14 protein-coding genes are annotated in these 17,952 nt (G+C 73.3%); 5 read left to right on the forward strand and 9 right to left on the reverse strand.

Features of this window, described 5'->3' with window-relative positions:
• The first annotated feature begins 173 nt into the window (after positions 1-173).
• The 4 genes from ACFCY1_RS34015 to ACFCY1_RS34030 are packed head-to-tail and all read left to right on the forward strand — an operon-like array spanning position 174 to position 4,036.
• A complete protein-coding gene (locus ACFCY1_RS34015) occupies positions 174-608 on the forward strand; it encodes a hypothetical protein (protein WP_375877088.1) in 435 nt (144 codons plus the stop codon).
• A gap of 13 nt (positions 609-621) precedes the next feature.
• Positions 622-2,904 (forward strand): hypothetical protein, encoded by a 2,283-nt coding sequence (locus ACFCY1_RS34020; RefSeq protein WP_375877089.1) that lies wholly within the window; start codon positions 622-624, stop codon positions 2,902-2,904.
• Complete coding sequence (locus ACFCY1_RS34025; RefSeq protein ID WP_375877090.1) at positions 2,901-3,512, forward strand: hypothetical protein; 612 nt, start codon at positions 2,901-2,903, stop codon at positions 3,510-3,512. The genes ACFCY1_RS34020 and ACFCY1_RS34025 overlap by 4 nt, the downstream gene beginning before the upstream one ends.
• The gene (locus ACFCY1_RS34030) at positions 3,509-4,036 is read left to right on the forward strand and encodes a hypothetical protein (protein WP_375877091.1); all 528 of its coding nucleotides are present in this window, start codon (positions 3,509-3,511) and stop codon (positions 4,034-4,036) included. The genes ACFCY1_RS34025 and ACFCY1_RS34030 overlap by 4 nt, the downstream gene beginning before the upstream one ends.
• A gap of 106 nt (positions 4,037-4,142) precedes the next feature.
• Here ACFCY1_RS34030 and ACFCY1_RS34035 read toward each other — a convergent pair whose 3' ends face one another.
• From ACFCY1_RS34035 to ACFCY1_RS34045, 3 genes are all read right to left on the reverse strand, one after another.
• Positions 4,143-6,611: a hypothetical protein gene (locus ACFCY1_RS34035; protein WP_375877092.1), complete on the reverse strand. Its 2,469-nt coding sequence runs from the start codon at positions 6,609-6,611 to the stop codon at positions 4,143-4,145.
• Between the two features lie 160 nt (positions 6,612-6,771).
• The gene (locus ACFCY1_RS34040; protein ID WP_074002014.1) at positions 6,772-7,659 is read right to left on the reverse strand and encodes an LLM class flavin-dependent oxidoreductase; all 888 of its coding nucleotides are present in this window, start codon (positions 7,657-7,659) and stop codon (positions 6,772-6,774) included.
• 29 nt (positions 7,660-7,688) lie between these two features.
• Entirely contained in the window at positions 7,689-7,895 is a 207-nt protein-coding gene (locus ACFCY1_RS34045) for a hypothetical protein (protein WP_117488863.1), read from the reverse strand.
• A 161-nt stretch (positions 7,896-8,056) separates the two neighbouring features.
• On the opposite strand from ACFCY1_RS34045, the gene ACFCY1_RS34050 reads away from it, so the two are divergent.
• Positions 8,057-8,902, forward strand: a complete 846-nt coding sequence (locus tag ACFCY1_RS34050; protein ID WP_074002012.1) for an HAD family hydrolase — start codon at positions 8,057-8,059, stop codon at positions 8,900-8,902.
• 28 nt (positions 8,903-8,930) lie between these two features.
• Here the strand turns inward: ACFCY1_RS34050 and ACFCY1_RS34055 are convergent, their stop codons facing one another.
• From ACFCY1_RS34055 to ACFCY1_RS34080, 6 genes are all read right to left on the reverse strand, one after another.
• Positions 8,931-9,857 carry a phosphate ABC transporter ATP-binding protein gene (locus ACFCY1_RS34055; RefSeq protein ID WP_082346115.1) on the reverse strand — a complete coding sequence of 309 codons (927 nt, stop codon included), beginning with the start codon at positions 9,855-9,857 and terminating at the stop codon, positions 8,931-8,933.
• A 23-nt stretch (positions 9,858-9,880) separates the two neighbouring features.
• A complete protein-coding gene (locus ACFCY1_RS34060; RefSeq protein ID WP_375877093.1) occupies positions 9,881-10,804 on the reverse strand; it encodes a sortase in 924 nt (307 codons plus the stop codon).
• Positions 10,801-12,606 (reverse strand): phosphate ABC transporter substrate-binding protein PstS, encoded by a 1,806-nt coding sequence (locus ACFCY1_RS34065; protein ID WP_079272017.1) that lies wholly within the window; start codon positions 12,604-12,606, stop codon positions 10,801-10,803. The genes ACFCY1_RS34060 and ACFCY1_RS34065 overlap by 4 nt, the downstream gene beginning before the upstream one ends.
• A 38-nt stretch (positions 12,607-12,644) precedes the next feature.
• Positions 12,645-13,865, reverse strand: coding sequence for a phosphate ABC transporter permease PstA (pstA, locus tag ACFCY1_RS34070; RefSeq protein WP_375877094.1), 1,221 nt, complete (start codon positions 13,863-13,865; stop codon positions 12,645-12,647).
• A 64-nt stretch (positions 13,866-13,929) separates the two neighbouring features.
• Positions 13,930-14,961, reverse strand: coding sequence for a phosphate ABC transporter permease subunit PstC (gene pstC / locus ACFCY1_RS34075; RefSeq protein WP_049661130.1), 1,032 nt, complete (start codon positions 14,959-14,961; stop codon positions 13,930-13,932).
• Positions 14,962-15,076: 115 nt separating this feature from the next.
• Positions 15,077-17,701 carry a hypothetical protein gene (locus ACFCY1_RS34080; protein WP_147409136.1) on the reverse strand — a complete coding sequence of 875 codons (2,625 nt, stop codon included), beginning with the start codon at positions 17,699-17,701 and terminating at the stop codon, positions 15,077-15,079.
• Positions 17,702-17,952 lie beyond the last annotated feature (251 nt).

The raw sequence follows: 17,952 nt of genomic DNA on the forward strand, positions 1-17,952 counted from the left end.
TGGAATGACGAGGCCGTCTGCTGCTGCGGTATGACGTCGGAGCCCCTCACCCCTAGGGGTTAGAAAAAGCGGAATCCACCTGTACCCTTTGTCGGATCTCTTTACACACTTGCCTGACTCTTTGCCAACGGGGGTGCCGGAGCAGCGCCCCGGCACGGAGGGGGACGATCGACATGTCTGATCGGGCGACCGCGTTCGACCGGATGATGAACCCTTGGGCCTACGACGCGGACGGGAACCTGACCGACTCGGCCCGCGCCCGGGAAGCGGCCCGCACACAGCTCAACTCGGCCTCGGCGTCCGGCGGCGGAGGCGGGGGCGGCTTCAGCGCCGACACCAACGCGCTCACCACCGCGGGGAACAACTCCGACCAGATCCACGCCCGCCTCAACACCGAGGGCCGGGGCGCCGACGAGGCCACCGCCAAGGTGTCCACCTCGCTGGCCAATTGGAGCACCGGCAAGGCCGCTGCGGGCGCCGCCGGCACCTGGGACCAGTGCGTCGCCGCCCTCGGCGGCACCATCGGGCAGACCACCCAGGCGCTGCGCGCCACCGCCGCCAACTACAGGCAGAACGAGTCGGCCGTCCAGCACGACCTCGGCAACTGAGAGGACCACCGAGATGGTCGACTTCCACGAGCTCAGCACCGCCGACTTCGGCGTCCTGGACACCGCCGCCACCGCCTGGACCACCGTCGCCCAGAAGCTCCACGCGATGGACGGCGACTGGGACACCACGGTGATCGCCCAGGTCGACTCCGCCTGCTGGAGCGGCCCCGCCGCCGACCAGGCCCGCCCCGGCCTCCAGCGCACCAACGAGCAGCTGACCGCCGCCGTCACCGAGGCCAACGCCTTCGCCTCGATCTTCACCGAGGCGTCCACCGAGTTCAAGGCCGCGAAGACCAAGCTGGACAAGGCGGTCGCCGACGCCCGGACGGCCGGGCTGACCGTCACCGAGAACGGCACCGTGAGCTGGCCCCCGGCCGACAACGCCACCCGGCACGACTACGAGGCCCTCCGGGACTACCAGAAGGAGTGGGGCGACAAGGCGGAGGCCGCCCGCAAGGCGATCGACTCCGCCGTCGCCGAGGCCACCGCCGCCGACGAGCGGATCGCCTGGGCGCTGCGCGCCGACAGCATGACTGACGGTCAGAAGTCCTTCAACGGCAAGGCCATCGGCGGCGGCCCGGAGGCCGACGGCCGGCGCGCCGCCCAGCTCGCGGCCCGGGGCGGGGGCATCACCGAGCCCGAACTGACCGAGCTGAACTCGCTGTTGGCCTCGCACGGCAACGACCCGAAGTTCGCCACCACGTTCTACCAGGACCTCGGCCCGGACGGCCTGATCAAGTCCTGGAACAGCATGGTCGGCGACCCGGCGCACCCCCGTGACGACAAGGACCCGCGCTGGAAGGCCTACCAGGACCTCCAGAAGAACCTCGGACTCGGCCTGGCCACCGCCACCCGCAGCACCAACGAGCCGCACCTGTCCGACGAGTGGGCCGCCGCGCTGCGCAAGGCCGGCTCCCAGCCGGTCTGGGACAAGCCGTACCGGGCCTCCGGCCTGGACTACGTGCCGTACGGCTACCAGGTGCTCTCCGGCATCCTGATGAACGGGAACTACGACGCCCACTTCATCAACCCGATCGCCGAGCACGTCACCCAGCTCGACACCCAGGACCGGTACTGGCCGGCCCCGATGCCCGGCTCCAGGATCCAGGGCTTCAACCTGACCGGCGGCGACGAGGCGGGCGCCGGCTTCCGCCCCACCACGGCGATCCTGGAGGCGCTCGCGCACAGCCCGGACGCGGCCAACAGGTTCTTCACCGAGCAGCCGACCGCCTACAACCAGGACGGCACGGTCAACCAGGGCGGCAAGCCGAAGCCCTCGGACTACTTCTCCTACTACTCCCACGACAAGGACTGGATCCCGGACACCACCTCCCGGGACTCCAAGGTGTGGGACGCGAGCAAGCAGGCCGGTCCGGCCGCCTTCGGCCGCGCCCTGGAGGCCGCCACCACCGGCCACCCGTACGACGAGCCGGGCCCCGTCCCCCCGGACCGGCACACCACCGAGCAGGCCGACCTGATGAAGCGGGTCGTGGACACCTTCGGCCGGCACGGCGACGACGGGGCACTGGACGACATCAAGGGCGACGGCAAGCTCGCCGCCATGCGGGGCAGCCTCGGGCACATGACCGCCGAGTACATCGGCGACGTGCAGAACTCGCTCTCCCACGGCACCGACCTGCCGGTCAACGGCTCCCCGGCCTCCCTCGACGCCTCCTCCGTGGCCGGGCTGCTCGACGCCCTCGGCCGCGACCCGGACGCCTACGGCGCGGTGACCAACGCCAACCAGGCGTACACCACCGCCCTCATCCGCGGCCACCTGGACAGCGGGCAGACCGACTTCGCCCGGCTGGAGTCGGACATCAAGCACAACGCCGAGTCCGGCGGCGTCGTCAGCGGCTACCTCAACCAGGCCCGCATCGACGAGGTGCACAACGAACACGCCGCCTCCGACAAGGAGTTCAACGACGCGCTGGAGAAGAACGTCGGCTACGGCAAGGACGCCTTCAACGCCGTCATCGGCAGCGTGACCGAGAAGATCCCGCTCGGCGGCGAGATCGCGGACCAGATCGTCGACTCGATCGCCGACAGCGTCATCGAGGCCAACAAGAAGGACACCACCGAGGACGGGCGCCAGGAGAGCCGCAACCACACCGCCGAGGCCGAGGGCCGGGTGGCGAGGGGGGCCGACCAGGCGGTCCGGGACGCCGGCAGCGGCACCGGGATCGCCCGCCAGGACATCGACCGGCTCGCCAACAGCGCCCGCGACAGCGCGCTCCAGGGCATGTCGCGCGGGACGGCGAACAACTCGTCCACCAACGCGAAGGGCGACGCGTGAGCGGGTCCGGAGCCGGGCCCGCGGCCCGCTGGGCCCGGCTCCTCGCGGACCGCTGGGCCGGGCGCCTGCACGACCCGCTGCTGCTGCCCGCCGTGCTGGTCGTGGCGGTGGCCGCCGCCGGGTTCGTCGGCTACCGGGACTGGCGGGGCCACCGCCCGTCCGAGCCCCCCGGCCGGTCCGCCCACCTCTGCCGCCTGCCCACCGGCGCCGACACCCCGCTCGGACGGCTGCTGCCGCCCGGTGACCAGGACTCCGAGGAGCGGACCAGCTCCGGCGTCCGCGACACCGACCAGCAGAGCTGCGCCGTCCGGATCGACGGCCGCGCCGTGCTCACCCTCACCGCCGTCCGGCACGAGGGGGAACTCGCCCTGGCCGCCGCGGAGGCCACCCGCCCGGACGCCCGCCCGCTCGACCTGCCCGGCCTGTCCGCGGCCTGGCCGGGCGGCGCCACCGCGGCCCAGTACTGCGTGACCGGGCCCAGCGGCTACATCGAGGTGCGGGTCACCGCCGGGGAGGCGGCCCGCGCCGACGGGGCGGACGGCCGACAGGCGCTCGAAGAGGTCACCCGCGCCGCGCTGGCGGCGAAGACGAAGGAGCTCTGCCGGTGAAGCACCCCCGGGCCCTGATCGCGGGCGGTTCCGCGCTGCTGCTCGGCGGCGGCCTGCTCGGCTGGCACCTCTACCTCGACCACACCGCCTACCGGCCGTCGGCCGTCGCCCTGTCGCACGGCGAGTGCCGCGGCCTGCTCGACGACCCGGCCGTCACCGGGCTGCTCGGCGGCGCCCCCCGGGTCTTCGTGGAGACGGCCTACCGGGCGGCGACCCCCGACGCCCCGGCCTCCGTGCGCTGCTCGGTCAACGGCGGGGACGGCCGGCTGCTGACCGCCGAGGCGTCGTTCGGCGGCGTGCTCTCCGGCGGCGACAGCCTCGGCGCGGTGGGCTTCGAGTGCACCGTGGACGGCCGGCGCACCGGCTACCGCGCCGTCCTCAGGCTCACCGGCAAGGACGGGAAGCTCCTCCCGGACGGGCCCGGCCGCAAGCGGATGGGCGAGGCCGCCCGCGGCTTCGCCGAGCGCGCCGCCGGGCAGCAGCTCGGCTGCGCGGGCGGCGCCGAGCGGCTCGACGTGGTGTGAGCCGCCCGGCGCCGGGCCCCCTTCGGCCGCCGCGACGGCGACGGGTGCCGCTCCTTCGAGGAGCGGCACCCGTCGGTCCGTCAGGTCGCCCGGGGCGGGCGGTGGATCAGGGGCGGCCAGCCGCCGTCCGCGCGGCCGCGACCGGCAGCCGCAGCGGGTTCGCCTCCGGCAGCGCGACCGTCCCGGGTGCCGCGGCGGACGGCGCGACGGCGGCCGACCTGGCGGTGGCCGCGGCCGACTTCGCGCCGACGCCCGTGGTGTAGTACCCGAACATGTCGACCACCAGGTCGGTGCTGCCGACGTGGTTGAAGAAGTCCACGTACCCGTTGGCCCCGACCGAGGCGTTGACCATGTTGGGGATGGTCTGGCCCGCGGTGAAGTTCAGGTTCGAGGCGTCCGGCAGCCCGGCGCCGGTCGGGGCCGAGTCCGCCGGCCCTCCGTCCGGGTAGACGGTGACGAAGCTGTCCGCAGTCGGGTTGGTGACCGTCACGTTGAGCAGCAGCGAGCCGATGCCCCAGTCGCGCGGCTTCAGGCCCCAGCCGAGCAGGGAGCTGCCGCCGGGGACCGGGCCACCGCCCTGGCGGCTGTCGTACTGCCGCACGGGGGTGCCGGTGACCAGCACGCCGTCGGTGGTCTGGCCGCTGTCGTCCGGGACGAAGTAGCCCGAGGTGTCGACCACGATGTCGACCGGCGCGAAGGCCGAGCTGAAGACGTCCACCAGGCAGCCGTCGCCGAGCCGGGCGACCGCCATGTTGGAGATCGTCTGCCCGGGCGTGAAGTTGAGGGTCGACGCGTTCGGCAGCGCCTGGCCGTGCGGGTAGACCGTCAGGAAGCCGACGTCCTTGGGGTCGGTGACGGTCACGTTGAGCGCGGCCGCCGTCGCGTTGTACGGGATCCGGGCCTGGTTGCACAGGTTCACCGTGACCGTGCCGCGGGACGGCACGTGGGTGGGCCGGGTGTCCAGCACCCGCTTGGGGGTGAAGCCGGTGTAGACGGCGCCCGTGGTGTCCGGGACGTAGTAGCCGGTGACGTCGGCGATCAGGTCGAGGTCGCCGTCCGAGCCGTTGAGCAGCTCGACGGCGCCGCCGGCCCCGAGCTGGACCGTCACCGCGTTGGGGACGGTCTGCCCCGCGGTGTGGTTCAGGTTGGAGGTGACGGGGGCGGACCCGCCGGCCGGGTAGACGGTGACGAACCCGGTGTCCTTGGCGTTGGTCGCGGTGACGTTCATGACCGCGGCGACGGCGTCGGCCGGGATGCCCGCGGTGCCCGCGACCTTCAGCGGGGTGACGCCGCGGCCCCGGAGCGTCCCGGTGGTCCGGGTGTCCAGCAGGCGCTGCGGCGCCATCGCCACGTAGGTGCCCGCGCTGCCCACCGAGATGTCCAGCGGCTTGGCCAGCGGGGTGCCGACCGCGCCGTAGCTGTGGGTGCCGTTCGCGTCGGTGACGGCGATCTCCAGCGCGTACAGGCCGGGCTGGCAGCCCGTCGGCTTCGAGCCGTCCGGGGTCGTCCCGGCCGCGGCGAACGGCAGGTACAGCGAGACGTTCGTCGTGAGGGTGCCGGGCGGGACGGTGGTCGAGGCGGTCGGCGCGCAGCCCGGGGCGACCGGGCCGTGGGCCGTCACCGCGACCTGGGAGATCGGGACCGTGTCGGACACCGGGAAGGAGACCGGCACGGTGCCGCCGTCCGGCGACAGCCGGCGCTGGAAGGACACGTCACCGATCGTCAGGGCGGTGGCCGGGGTTTGCAGCGGGGTGATGACCAGCCCGGCCGGGGCCTTGGCCTCGAAGTTCCGCTGGCTGTCGTCGGTCACCCGGACGGAGGTGACCACGCACGGGGTCGTGGCGCTGGTCGGCACCGTGATCTTCATGGTGACCGTGTCGCCCGACCAGGAGAGGTCGCCGACGTTGCCCCAGCAGTCCCCGGTCAGCTCGGGGCCGACCTGGGTGATCCGGCCGGCGGTGTCGGTGGCCTTCATCGACATCGTCACGGTCTGGGCCTGGGCCCGGTTGTCCGCCGTGGTGGCGCCCAGCGTGAACCCGGAGGCCTGGATCGGGTTGGCGCCGGCCGTCAGCTCCACCGACGGCACCTTCAGCTGGGTCCCGATGGCGGACGTCACCGTCTGCCGGTACACCGAGCCGTCGGGCTGGGCCAGCTCCACCTGGGTCATCTCCCAGTGGCCGAGCGCGCTGCCGCCCGGGAAGTGCACCGTCACCCGGCAGTTGCTGTTCGGCGACCCCTGGGGCGTCCAGCAGGGCGCGCCCTGCCCGTCGCCGCCGAAGCTCGCCTTCACGGTCTGCGAGGGGTCCGTCGAGGAGGTGAAGGTGACGCTGTTCCCGCCGGTCATCCCCGTCCCCTTGACGAAGAACCAGAACGTCCGGTCCCCGCCGTCGGGCTGGAGGTAGACGCGGGTGTCGGCGGTCCACACCGCACCGGTGGAGATCACGCTGTGGACCGGGCCCGCGTCGGCCGAGGCCGCCGGGGCGGCGAGGCCCGCCGCCGCGAGGCCGGTCACCGCCGTCAGGGCCACCGCGGTGGCCCGGCGCAGCCGAGCGCCTCGGGATATGTCTCTGGTCATGCTGTCCTTCGTCTCGGACTCGACACACGCGGCCGGGGCATGCGGAATCACGGACTCCAGAACCATCCCCCGGGAAATCGGCCAGATCCTAGCGCCAGCCGACGACATGACGGAGCCGGAGCTCCCCGGGGGGGTGCTCCGGCTCCGTGGGCCCGCGGCCTCAGCCCAGCTGGGCGAGGCCCTCGGTGGCGATCCGTTCGAACACGGTGAGGTCGTTCTCGAAGATCGAGTCCGGGATCGGCCAGTGGATCACCAGCTCGGTGATGCCCACCTCCCGGTAGGTGCCCGCCCAGTCGACGAAGGCGTCCACCGACTGCAGCGGCTTCTCCGCCGTCGACCCCTGGAGCAGCACCTTCTCCAGCGTCCCGGCGTCCCGCCCGACGGCCTCGCAGGCCGCCGTCAGCTTCCCGATCTGCGCGGCGACCACGCCGGGCGCCTCCGCCACCGGCACGTCCGCCGGGCCCTTCGGGTCGCCGTACGTCACCCAGCCCTGCCCGTGCTCGGCGGCCAGCCGCATCCCGCGCGGGCCGGCGGCGGCCACGTAGAACGGCACCCGCGGGGTCTGCACGCAGCCCGGGATGTTCCGCGCCTCGACCGCCGAGTAGTACGTCCCCTCACGGGTGGTGGCGTCGTTGGTCAGCAGCTCGTCCAGCAGCGGCACGAACTCCCCGAACCGGTCCGCCCGCTCCTTCGGCGACCACGCCTCCTGGCCCAGCGCCGTCGCGTCGAAGCCCGTCCCGCCGGCCCCGATGCCCAGCGTGACCCGCCCGCCGGACACGTCGTCCAGCGTGATCAGCTCCTTCGCCAGCGTCACCGGGTGCCGGAAGTTCGGCGAGGTGACCAGCGTGCCGAGGCGCAGCCGCTCGGTGGCGCAGGCGGCCGCCGTCAGCGTCGGCAGCGAGCCGAACCAGGGCTCGTCCTGGAAGGACCGCCAGGACAGGTGGTCGTAGGTGTACGCGGTGTGGAAGCCGAGTTCCTCGGCCCGCCGCCAGGTCTTCTGCCCCTCGCTCCACCGGTGGACGGGGAGGATCACGGTGCTCAGTCGCATGCCCCCGACCCTACGTCCGCGCGGCGCGGTCACGGGTGCGGGCGGGTGCGCTGGGCGGGGAGGGACGGGGCGGAGGTGCGGCGGGCGAGGTCGGCGAGGGTGTGGAAGAGGACGTCGCCGAGCAGGACCGGGTCGCGCGAGGCTTCGGGTGCCCGCGGCGCTTCGGCGGCCTGCGGGTCGCGGGTGTCGGGGCGGGCGGTCGGGGGCGGCTGGTCACGGAGCTGGCGTGTGGGCATGGCTCTTCCTGCCGACGGGGTTGCCGTGGGCAGTCATGCCCGCCGTGGTCGGCCGAACACCCCGGGTACGGGCGGATCGGCCGGAAACGGCGCATGAAGGGCTTGATCACTGCGGGGGCGCCCGGAGGCCGCGGACCCGGGCCGGTGCCCCCGCCGCGCCGATGGGCGAAGATGGACCGGTGACCGAATCCCGCACCGCGCCCCGCCTCATCGCCACCGACCTGGACGGCACCCTGCTCTGCTCCGGCGGCACCGTCACCGACCGCACCGCCGCGGCGCTGGCGGCGGCCGAGGCGGCCGGGGTGCGGGTGGTGTTCGTGACCGGGCGGCCGCCGCGCTGGATGCGGCAGGTGAGCCCGCACATCGGCGGCCACGGGGTGGCGATCTGCTCCAACGGCGGCGCGGTGGTGGACGTGCGGCGCGGCGAGCTGCTGGAGACCTTCCCGCTGCCGGTGGAGACCACCCTGGCGGTGGTCGAGACGCTGCGGGCCGCGCTGCCCGGCACCGCGTTCGCCTTCGAGTACCCGGGCGGCTGGGCCCGCGAGGCCGGCTACGCGGTGCCGATGTGGGGCGACGAGATGGAGCACGAGGTCGGCCCGGCGGAGGAGCTGCTGGGGGCCGGCGGGTCGGTCCGGGGCCTGTTCAAGCTGCTGGCCAAGCACCCGGACCTCGACCCGGACAAGTTCCTCGCCGAGGCCAGGGCGGCGGCCGGGCACCTGGCCGAGATCACCCGCTCCGCGTCGATCCCGCTGCTGGAGATCAGCGCGCCCGGCGTCACCAAGGCCAGCACGCTGGCCCGCTGGTGCGCCGGGCACGGGATCGACCGGAGCGAGGTGGTGGCCTTCGGCGACATGCCGAACGACCTGGAGATGCTGGCCTGGGCCGGCACCGCGTACGCCGTCGCCAACGCGCACCCGCAGGTGCTGGCGGCGGTGCCGCTGCACACCGTGAGCAACGAGCAGGACGGCGTCGCGGCGGTGCTGGAGGAGCTGCTCGGGCTCGGCTGAACCCGGGACTCCTCCAGCCGGTCGGTGCTCAGCCGAAGCGGCCGTTGACGTAGTCCGAGGTCCGCTGGTCGCGCGGGCTGCCGAAGATCTGCCCGGTCGGCCCGGCCTCGACGATCCGCCCCGGGGTGTCGTGGGTGGCCAGGAAGAACGCGCAGGTCTGCGAGACGCGCTGGGCCTGCTGCATGTTGTGGGTGACGATCACGATGGTGAGCCGCCCGCGCAGTTCGGCGATGGTCTCCTCGACCCGGCGGGTGGAGGTCGGGTCGAGCGCGGAGCACGGCTCGTCCATCAGCAGGATGTCCGGCGAGACGGCCAACGACCGTGCGATGCACAGGCGTTGCTGCTGGCCGCCGGAGAGCGCCCCGCCCGGGGTGTGCAGCCGGGTGGACACCTCGTCCCAGAGCCCGGCGCGGCGCAGGCTGGTCTCCACCAGGTGCTGGCGCTCCTCCTTGGAGACCTTGATCCCGGCCAGCTTGAGCCCGCTGGAGACGTTGTCCTGGATGGACATCGCCGGGAACGGGTTGGGCCGCTGGAACACCATGCCGATCCGGCGCCGCACCTCGGCGGGCCGGCGGCCGGGCCGGTAGACGTCGTCGCCGTCCAGCAGCACCTCGCCGGCGAGGGCGGCGCCGCGCACCATCTCGTGCATCCGGTTGAGGATCCGCAGGTAGGTGGACTTGCCGCAGCCGGACGGGCCGATCAGCGCGGTGACCTCGCCGGCCGGCATCGCCAGCGAGACCCGCTCCAGCACCTTGCGGCTGCCGAACCAGGCGGAGACCTCCCGGGTCTCCAGCCCGGCGAGCGGCCCGCCGTCGGGGTGGCCGTCCGCGTCCTGCCCGTACGGCTGGTCCGCGTACGGGTCGGGGGCGACCGGGGGGAGGGTGATGGTGTCGGCGACCGGGTCGGTCGGTGGGAACTCGGCCTGCGGGGTGTCGGTCAGTGGTGCGTCGGTCATCGGAACGGTCCTCCGGGCGCGCGTCAGTAGAGGTTGGGCAGCAGGGCGGCGGCGTTCTCGTAGACCGCCCAGAGCAGCGCGCCGACCACTGGCGCGAGGCTCAGGTAGGCGGCCGAGCGCCGCCAGTACCGGGCCAGCACCAGGGCGCCGGCCACCGCGCCGAGCAGGCCGAGCGACCAGAGCTGGAGGGTGGCCAGCGCGCCCTTGTCCGCGGCCAGCGCCTTGTCGTACGGGACGGTGGCGGGCCGGCGGCCGGGGTTCTGCTCCGGGTCGCCGTCCAGCCGGGCGCCGATCAGCACGGTGGAGCCGGGGATCCAGTCGGAGTCGCCGGTGACCAGCACCATCCGGTTGCCGGCCGCCGGGTCGACGATCGGGTGGTCGCCGTCGCCGTACACGTTGACGGTGTAGCTGAACTTGCCCTGGCCGGTGGTGGTCTCGATCTTGTCGCCGACCCGCAGCTTGGACAGGTCGGCGAACGGCGCGCCGAAGGTGGCGCCGCGGCCGAAGAGCACGGTGACCCCGCGCTGACCGGGCAGCGCGGTGTCCCGGCGGTGGCCGGGGCCGCGCATCAGGTCCCGGCCGGTGGTGCCCTCGACCACCACGGCCTGGTGCAGACCGATCGCCGGGATGTCCAGCAGCGCCACCGGGGCGCCGTCGGCGGCCGCGCCGGTCGGGGCGACCGCCCGGGCCAGCTGGTCGCGGAAGGTCTTGTACCCGGTGGACTGGTAGTGCCGCTGCTGGACGTGCGACAGCGTGAACAGGTACCCGACGAAGCCGAGCACCAGCGCGGCCGCGAGGCTGACCGCCCAGGCGCCCTGGAGGAACCGCCGCCGCCCGGGGGAGACGGCGGGCCGGACCGGGGCGTCGGACGCGGCGGGGGTGTCGGGGGCGGCCGGCTGCGCCGGGGCGCTCCGCTCGACCGGCTTCTCCAGCACCGGGGCCGTCACGAGGTGCCGCCCGAGCCGTTGCGGCGGCGCAGCAGGCGGCGGCCGAGCAGCGGCGGGACGAGCACCACGGCGAGCAGTTCCAGCGCGGTGAGGGAGGACAGCATCCAGTCCTCGGGCTTGCCGCTGATCTCGACCACGTTGGCGGCCACCTCGGTGGCGGCGCCGCCGCGGCCGCGGGCGACCACCTGGCCGGTCTGCGGGTCGATCACGTCCTCGGTGCCGTCACCGGCGCCGGGCGCGTTCGGGTCGCCGCCGGCCGCGCCGGCGGCGTTCGGGTCGCCGGCACCGCCGGCCGTACCCGCGCCGCCGGTACCGCCCGCCGCACCGCCGGTACCGGTGCCCCCGGTGCCACCGGACCCGCCGGTGCCGCCGGAACCGCCCGCCGCACCGCCGGAGCCGCCGGCCGCGCCGCCGGAACCGCCCGAGCCGGAGCCGGTCTTGACGGGCTGGCCGTCCTTCACGGTGCAGTCCAGCGGGCTGCCCGCCTTGTCGCAGGGGCTCGGCATCGGGGCGTTCTTGAGGACGGTCAGCTCCCCGGCCGAGTTGAAGGTCGGGTTGGCGCAGTTGGCGAGGGTGTCGGGGTCGACCGGGCTGGCGTTGCCGGGGATGTTCCTGGTCTGCAGCAGACCGCCCTTGACCAGGCCGCGCGGGATCGGCGAGTAGCCGAGGTCGTCCGCCTTGCCCTGGCCCTCGCACAGCACGTAGGAGAGGAAGCGGCTGAGCGCGGAGCCCTTGTCGTTGTTGAAGCGCGGCGGCGGGGGTGCCGAGGCTCCGGCGCGCGGCACGATCAGGTAGCTGTAGCTGGAGATCGGGTAGGCGCGCGGGTCGTCCATGGTGTAGACGCCGTCGAGGTTCTGCTGCAGGTAGTTCGGGTCGTTCGCGGGGGTGCCGTCGTCCACGCCGCGGATCTTGGCGGCGGTGAGCGCGACGGCGACGTTGGAGGCGGTCGGCAGCGCGTAGTAGCCGGCCTGGTTGAGCACCTTCACGACCGGCCAGTTGCTGCGCTTGGCGAAGGCGTACTCGTCGTAGCCGATGGTGCCGACGTTGGTCGGGGACTTGATGTAGCCGGCCACCACGTCGGAGCCGTTCTGCGCGGTCATCCGGCCGGAGGGCGGGAAGAACTCGGTGTAGTCACCGCAGCTCACGCCGTTGACGGACTTGCAGTAGGCGTCCCACTGGTCCTTGTGGGTGTGCTCCATCCAGCGGGTGAACTGCGCGGTGGCGCCGGAGCCGTCGGAGCGGACCACCGGGGTGATCGGCAGGCTGGGCAGCGGCTTGCCGTAGTCGTTGGTGATCTTCGGGTCGTTCCAGTTGGTGATCTTGTTGGTGAAGATGTCCACGACGGTCTGCGGGGAGAGCCGCAGGTCGCGGACCTGCTTGCCGCCGACCACCAGGTTGTACATGAACGTGGTGCCGCCCGCGGTGATCGGGACGTAGGAGAAGCCCCAGGTCGGCTTCTCCGCGCTTCCGGTCCCGGACGCCTGGCCGCCCTGCCCCACCCCGCTGTCCTGCCCCGAGCGGAACGGCACGTCCGAGGCCGTGAAGTCGTCCTGCCCGTTCGACCAGGCGGTGCGACCGGCCGCGGAGCCGACCGGGCTGAAGTTGATCTGGATGCCCTGCGGGGAGACGTCCTGCCGCCACTGGTCGATGGCAGGACCGGCCCAACTGGAGCCGTCCGCGCTCAGCGAGACGGAGGCCGCGAACGCCGGGGACTGCCCCAGCAGCGGGGAGGCCGCCGCGAGCATCAGGGACATCGTCCCCGCCAGCAGCCGGGCCACGGAGCGACTGAGGCCCCTGGACATGTGAACTCCTCTGGTACGGAGGGTGGTTGGTCTGGACATCAGTGCTTCGCCTGCGAGTGGAGGGCGTACGGACGGGCGATGCCCCCGAGGGCGGCCGCCTCCTGGCGGCGGGCCTCCCGGTTGATCCGGCGCTTCTGGGCCCGGGTCAGCTGCCCGGGACGGCGGCCGCCGAGCATGCGCGCGGTGACGAAGAGGATCAGCACCACGGCCATCAGGGTCAGGCCGGCCGCGAAGCCGCGCGCGATCATCCCGTCGTACGGCTGCTTGACGTAGTTCCAGATGTACAGCGGCAGCGACACCTGCTGCGCGTCGAACGGGCTGGCGTTGAACCGCGGGGTGAAGCCGGAGGTCAGCAGCACCGGCGAGGTCTCGCCGACGCCGCGCGCCATGCCGAGCACCACCGCGGTCACCAGACCGGGCCGGGCGGTCGGCAGCACCACGTTCCACACCGTGCGCCACTGGCTGCCGCCGAGCGCGTAGGAGGCCTCCCGCAGGGTGCCGGGCACCAGCCGGATGACCACCTCGGCGGCCCGGGTGACGATCGGCATCATCATCACGGTGAGCGCGAGCGAGGCCGCGAAGCCGCTCTTCTCGAAGCCGAAGGTGAGGATCACGATGCCGTAGACGAACAGGCCGGCCACGATGGACGGCAGCGCCGTCATCGCCTCGACCAGGGTGCGCACCGGGCGGGCCGCCCGGCCGCCGACCTCGGACATGAAGACGGCCGCGGCGATGCCCAGCGGAACGGCGAACAGGGAGGCCAGGCCCAGCTGTTCGAGCGAACCGACGATCGCGTTGAGCGCGCCGCCGGAGGTGAGCGGGTCGAGCGGGCCGGTGCGCTCCATCGACTCGGTGAAGAAGTTGAGGTGCTGGGCCGCCTCCCAGCCCCGGCTGGCGACGTAGCCGATCTGGTCGGCGGTCAGCGCGACCACCAGCAGCCCGGAGCTCCAGGCGACCACGGCGACCAGCCGGTCCCGCACCATCATCGGGTTCCACTGGAGCCGGCCGAGCAGGTAGTAGCCGGCCAGGAAGAGCAGGTACCAGCAGAGCAGGAAGCCGAAGGCGCCGCTGAACGGCAGCACCCGCTCGTATAGCACCCAGTCCAGCGCGAGCGAGCCGACCGCCGCACCCGCCACGGTGAGGACGTCGTCGCGGGTGACGCCGCCGATCCGCAGCTTCTTCTCGGGGCCCGGGGTCCCGGCCGCGGCGGGCCCGGCGGGCCCGGACGCCGCGACCGGCGGCAGGTCGAGCGTGGTCATCGGATGGTCCCTTCACGGTGCGGACGGCTGCGTGCCCTGTGGGCGGACTGACGGTCGGTCATGCTCAGTCCGCCGTCGCGGCGCCGGAGCGCGAGCGGTTGATGACGATCCCGGCCAGCACGTTGACCAGCAGGGTGAGCGCGAACAGCACCAGGCCGGCGGCCATCAGCGCGGAGAGCGACAGCGCGTCCGACTCGCCGAAGCGCAGCGCGATCAGCGCGGAGATCGAGTTGGCGCCGTTCTCCAGGATGTGGGTGATGGCCTTGAAGTTCGGCGAGATGATCAGCGCGACGGCGATCGTCTCGCCCATCGCCCGGCCGAAGCCCAGCATCACCGCGCCGATGACCCCGCCCTTGCCGAACGGCAGGACGACCGCGCGGACCATCCCCCACCGGGTCGAGCCGAGCGCGTACGCGCCCTCCCGCTCGCCCTGCGGGGCCTGGGAGAACACCTCCCGGCTGAGCGAGGTGACGATCGGGATGATCATCAGGGAGACCACCACGCCGGCGATGAAGGTCGACGAGGTGTACGAGGTGCCGATGTCGCCGGTCCGCACCTTGAGGAAGGGGATGTACTCCCCCAGGTGGTTGGCCAGCCAGCGGACGAAGCCGATGATCCGCGGCTGCAGGAAGAACAGGCCCCACAGGCCGTAGACGATGCTGGGGATCGCCGCCATCAGGTCGATCAGCGAGACCAGGGCGGCCCGCAGCCGCACCGGGGCGTACTCGGAGATGAAGATCGCGGTGCCGATCGCCACCGGGACGGCGATGACCAGCGCGATCACCGCGATCAGCAGGCCGTTGGGCAGGACGGCGGCGATGCCGAAGTTGTGGGCGGCGGTCTGCCACTTCTGCTCGGTCAGGAAGGACAGGCCGACGGCGCGCAGCGCGTCGGAGCCGCGCAGGATCAGGAAGAAGGCGATCAGTCCCATGATCGCGAAGACCGAGAAGCCGGCCAGCCGCAGCACGCCGCGGAACACCCGGTCGCCCGGGGTCGCGGGGGAGGTGATCGTGCGGGGCACGTCCTGGTCGGGCCCGTGGTCGGGTTGGCGTGGTGCCCCGGCGTACGGTGCCGCGGGCTCGGCGGCGGATGTCATGGTGTGCTCTCCGTGCTCGGGAACGGGCGTGCTCGGTGAGGGACCGGGGCGCTGCCTCGGCGGGAGGGAAAGCGCTCGGCGGGGCCGGAACGGCGGCCCCGCCGAGCGCGGGTTCCTACTTGCGGCGCAGTCGCGACCACTGGGCGCGGGCGCCGGTCAGCACCTTCGCCCCGGCCGGGGTACCGCCCAGGACCAGCGCGGCCGGTCCTCCGACCAGCAGCACCAGGCCGGCGATCAGCGCGACGGGCAGCAGCAGGCGGGCGGTGCCGGGACGGTCGGGCACCGGGGTGCCGACCGGGGCCGCGGCGATCGCGTTGCCGGAGGGCGCGGCGCCCGCGCCGGGCTTGGCGCCGCCGGCCGCGCCGGGAGCCGCGGCACCGCCGGCCGTGCCGGTCCCGGTGGAGCCGGTGCCGGAGAGGCCGCCGCCGGACAGGCCGTCGGAGGAGCCGAAGCCGGTGCCGCCGGAGTTGCCGTCGGCGGTGGTGCCGCCGGTGCCGGAGCTGCTCACCGGGGTGGTGCCGTCGCCCGTGCCGCCGGAGCCGGAGGAACCGTTGCCGCTCTCCGGGGTGCCCGGCTCGCCGCCGGGTGGAGGGGCGGTCTGGTTGCCGGGCAGCTTGCCGTCCTGGGCCGCGACGTGCTGCACGGCCTCCTGGGCCTGCTGCCGCTGGGCGCCGGTCAGCGCGAGGTAGCCCTGGGCGAGCTGCCCCGGCGCGAGGCCGTAGGTCTGGCCGTCGGTGGTCACGGTCTTGAGGAACTGCGAGATCGACGCGGCCTTCTCGGCGGGCACGCCGCCGGTCGGCACCATCGCGTACTGCACCGCGGTGAGCGGGTACGCCCGCTGGTCACGCGAGAACGCGGTGTCCGGCGTGCCGTAGGGCAGCTGCTGGACCCCGGTGGCGGCGTCGGTCGGCATGTCGCCGACGGCGGCCTGGAAGCCGGCCGTGCCGGGCGACACGAAGGAGCCGGCCGGGTTGAGCAGCGAGGCCTCGGGGAGCGAGAACGCCTTGGCCTGGGCGGTGTCCATGATGGCGAGCAGCGAGCGCACGCCGGGGATCTGCGTGAAACAGGGCTTGTGGCTGCCGTCGGACTCGCTGTTCGGCTGCTGGCAGTTCGGCTGGTACTGCATCAGGTTGCGCGCCACCCGCCCGAGACCGTCGAGCGAGGGGTTCCACTCGTACTGCTTCCAGTGCTTGAAGTCGACTCCCGCGCTGCCCTCCGCGGGCCCGGAGTAGTCCTGGACCTGGAACGCCTCAGCCGGGTAGCCGGCGAACTTCGGCTTCAGGTAGAAGCTGTCGACGCGCATGCCCCACGGGTCCGGCTCACCGTCGAGGAAGCGGCTCGCGTCCGGATCGGCGGCGAGCCACGAGGTCAGCTGGTAGGTGAAGTCGGTGGTGCCACCGGGAACACCGGGGTAGACCGTCAGGGTGCCGCCGCAGCTCGTCGGCCAGTGGATCCCGTTGGCCGCCGTCTCCGGGTTCAGCTGCTTGAACTCGGGGTCGGTGTAGAGGCAGGTCGAGTTGCCGGCCACGGAGGGGATGCTCATGCCCGGCGAGGCGTAGGACTGGGTGAGCAGCTTGGCGACCAGCCGGGCGTTCAGCTTCATGTCGCGGATCTGCCGACCGGTCTTCGGGTCGTCGATCAGGTACGTGACCGAGATGCCAGTCGTCGCGAGCGGGGCGTAGACGTACGGACGGGTGGGCGGCGAGCGGTCGGGCCGCGCCGTCAGCGCGACCTCCGTGCTGCTGCTGCCCCCCAGGAACGCGGCACGGGCCTGCGGCTCACCACCGGCGGGGACGTAGCCCACGGTCATCGGCGAGTCGCCCAGGCACAGGCCCGCCCGCCACTGCTGCATGGCCCGGTTGGCCATCTCCAGACCGGCGGCACCGAAGGCCTGGTTGCTCACCTTGCAGGAGTCCGCCGTGGGGGCGAAGGACAGCGGGACCACCGTCCGGTGCTGCCAGGCGCACTGCTCGCTGGTCCGGTTGCCCGTCTTCCAGTTCTGCTTGCCGGCCTCCATGATTCCGTCGGCAGCGGTGTAGCCGTCCCCGTCGGTGTCCAGGTCGTGGAACTCGCAGTCGGCCTTGCCGTCGAGGACCTCGTAGAGGTCCAGCGGGTCGCCGCCGTAGTTCGGCTCGACCACCAGGGAACAGGGGTGGGTCGCGTCACAGCCGAGCGTGGAGCTCTCCTTGGCGCTCCACACCTCGATCGAGGCGGTGCCCGAGCCGTCCGGGCCGGTGGCGGCGATCACCTGGTTGGTGGGCCACTCCGGCACCTCCGTGCGCGTCGGCCGGGGCGGCTGCTCGAAGCCCTTCGTCGGATCGCCGCCGTAGAGGGTGCTGCCGTAGCAGTCTGTCACCGACGGGTCGGTGCCCCGGCACTGGTAGATCCGCACCGCGTAGAGGATGTGGCTCGACAACGGCTGTGCCGTCGGGGCCGGAGCGTTGGAGCCCAGGTAGACCGTCGGGGTGAAGCCGCTCCAGGAGACCTGGAGGACCTGGTTGGACAGGTTGCTCGTCTGGGAGACGGTCACGCTGCCCTCGGGGCCGTACTTCTTGGCGGACGGAATCCAGACCTTCGGGCCCTTGACCGTCACCGCCGAGTCGGCGTGCGCCGGCGGCGCCGCGCCCAACCCGATCGGAATCACGGCGAGCGCCGCCACCACGGCCTTGGCGAGGACCAGGGCCGGTAGTCGACGGCGCCACCTCCCTCGGCCTCTCGGGTCGGGTACGCGGTTTCTCATGGCGAGGCCTCCGGGAGATGCGGGCCGCCGAGGGAGGCGGCACGAGGGCGTCAATCGCGCTGGGGACGGACGGTTCCGTGCGTACTATTCGGCCAGCCGGACATGGCGGGATCCGGTCGACCAGATGTACGAGACCACAACGCGACGACTCCGTACCGGAGTTGGGAACTCCGCAAGCGGCGGGGGGGCCCCCCCGGGCGGGGCCCCGGGGGCGCCCCCACGTCCATGGCGCGGCGGGCTCAGCCCACGCT

The organism is Kitasatospora sp. NPDC056273, from assembly GCF_042268845.1.
Lineage (GTDB): Bacteria > Actinomycetota > Actinomycetes > Streptomycetales > Streptomycetaceae > Kitasatospora.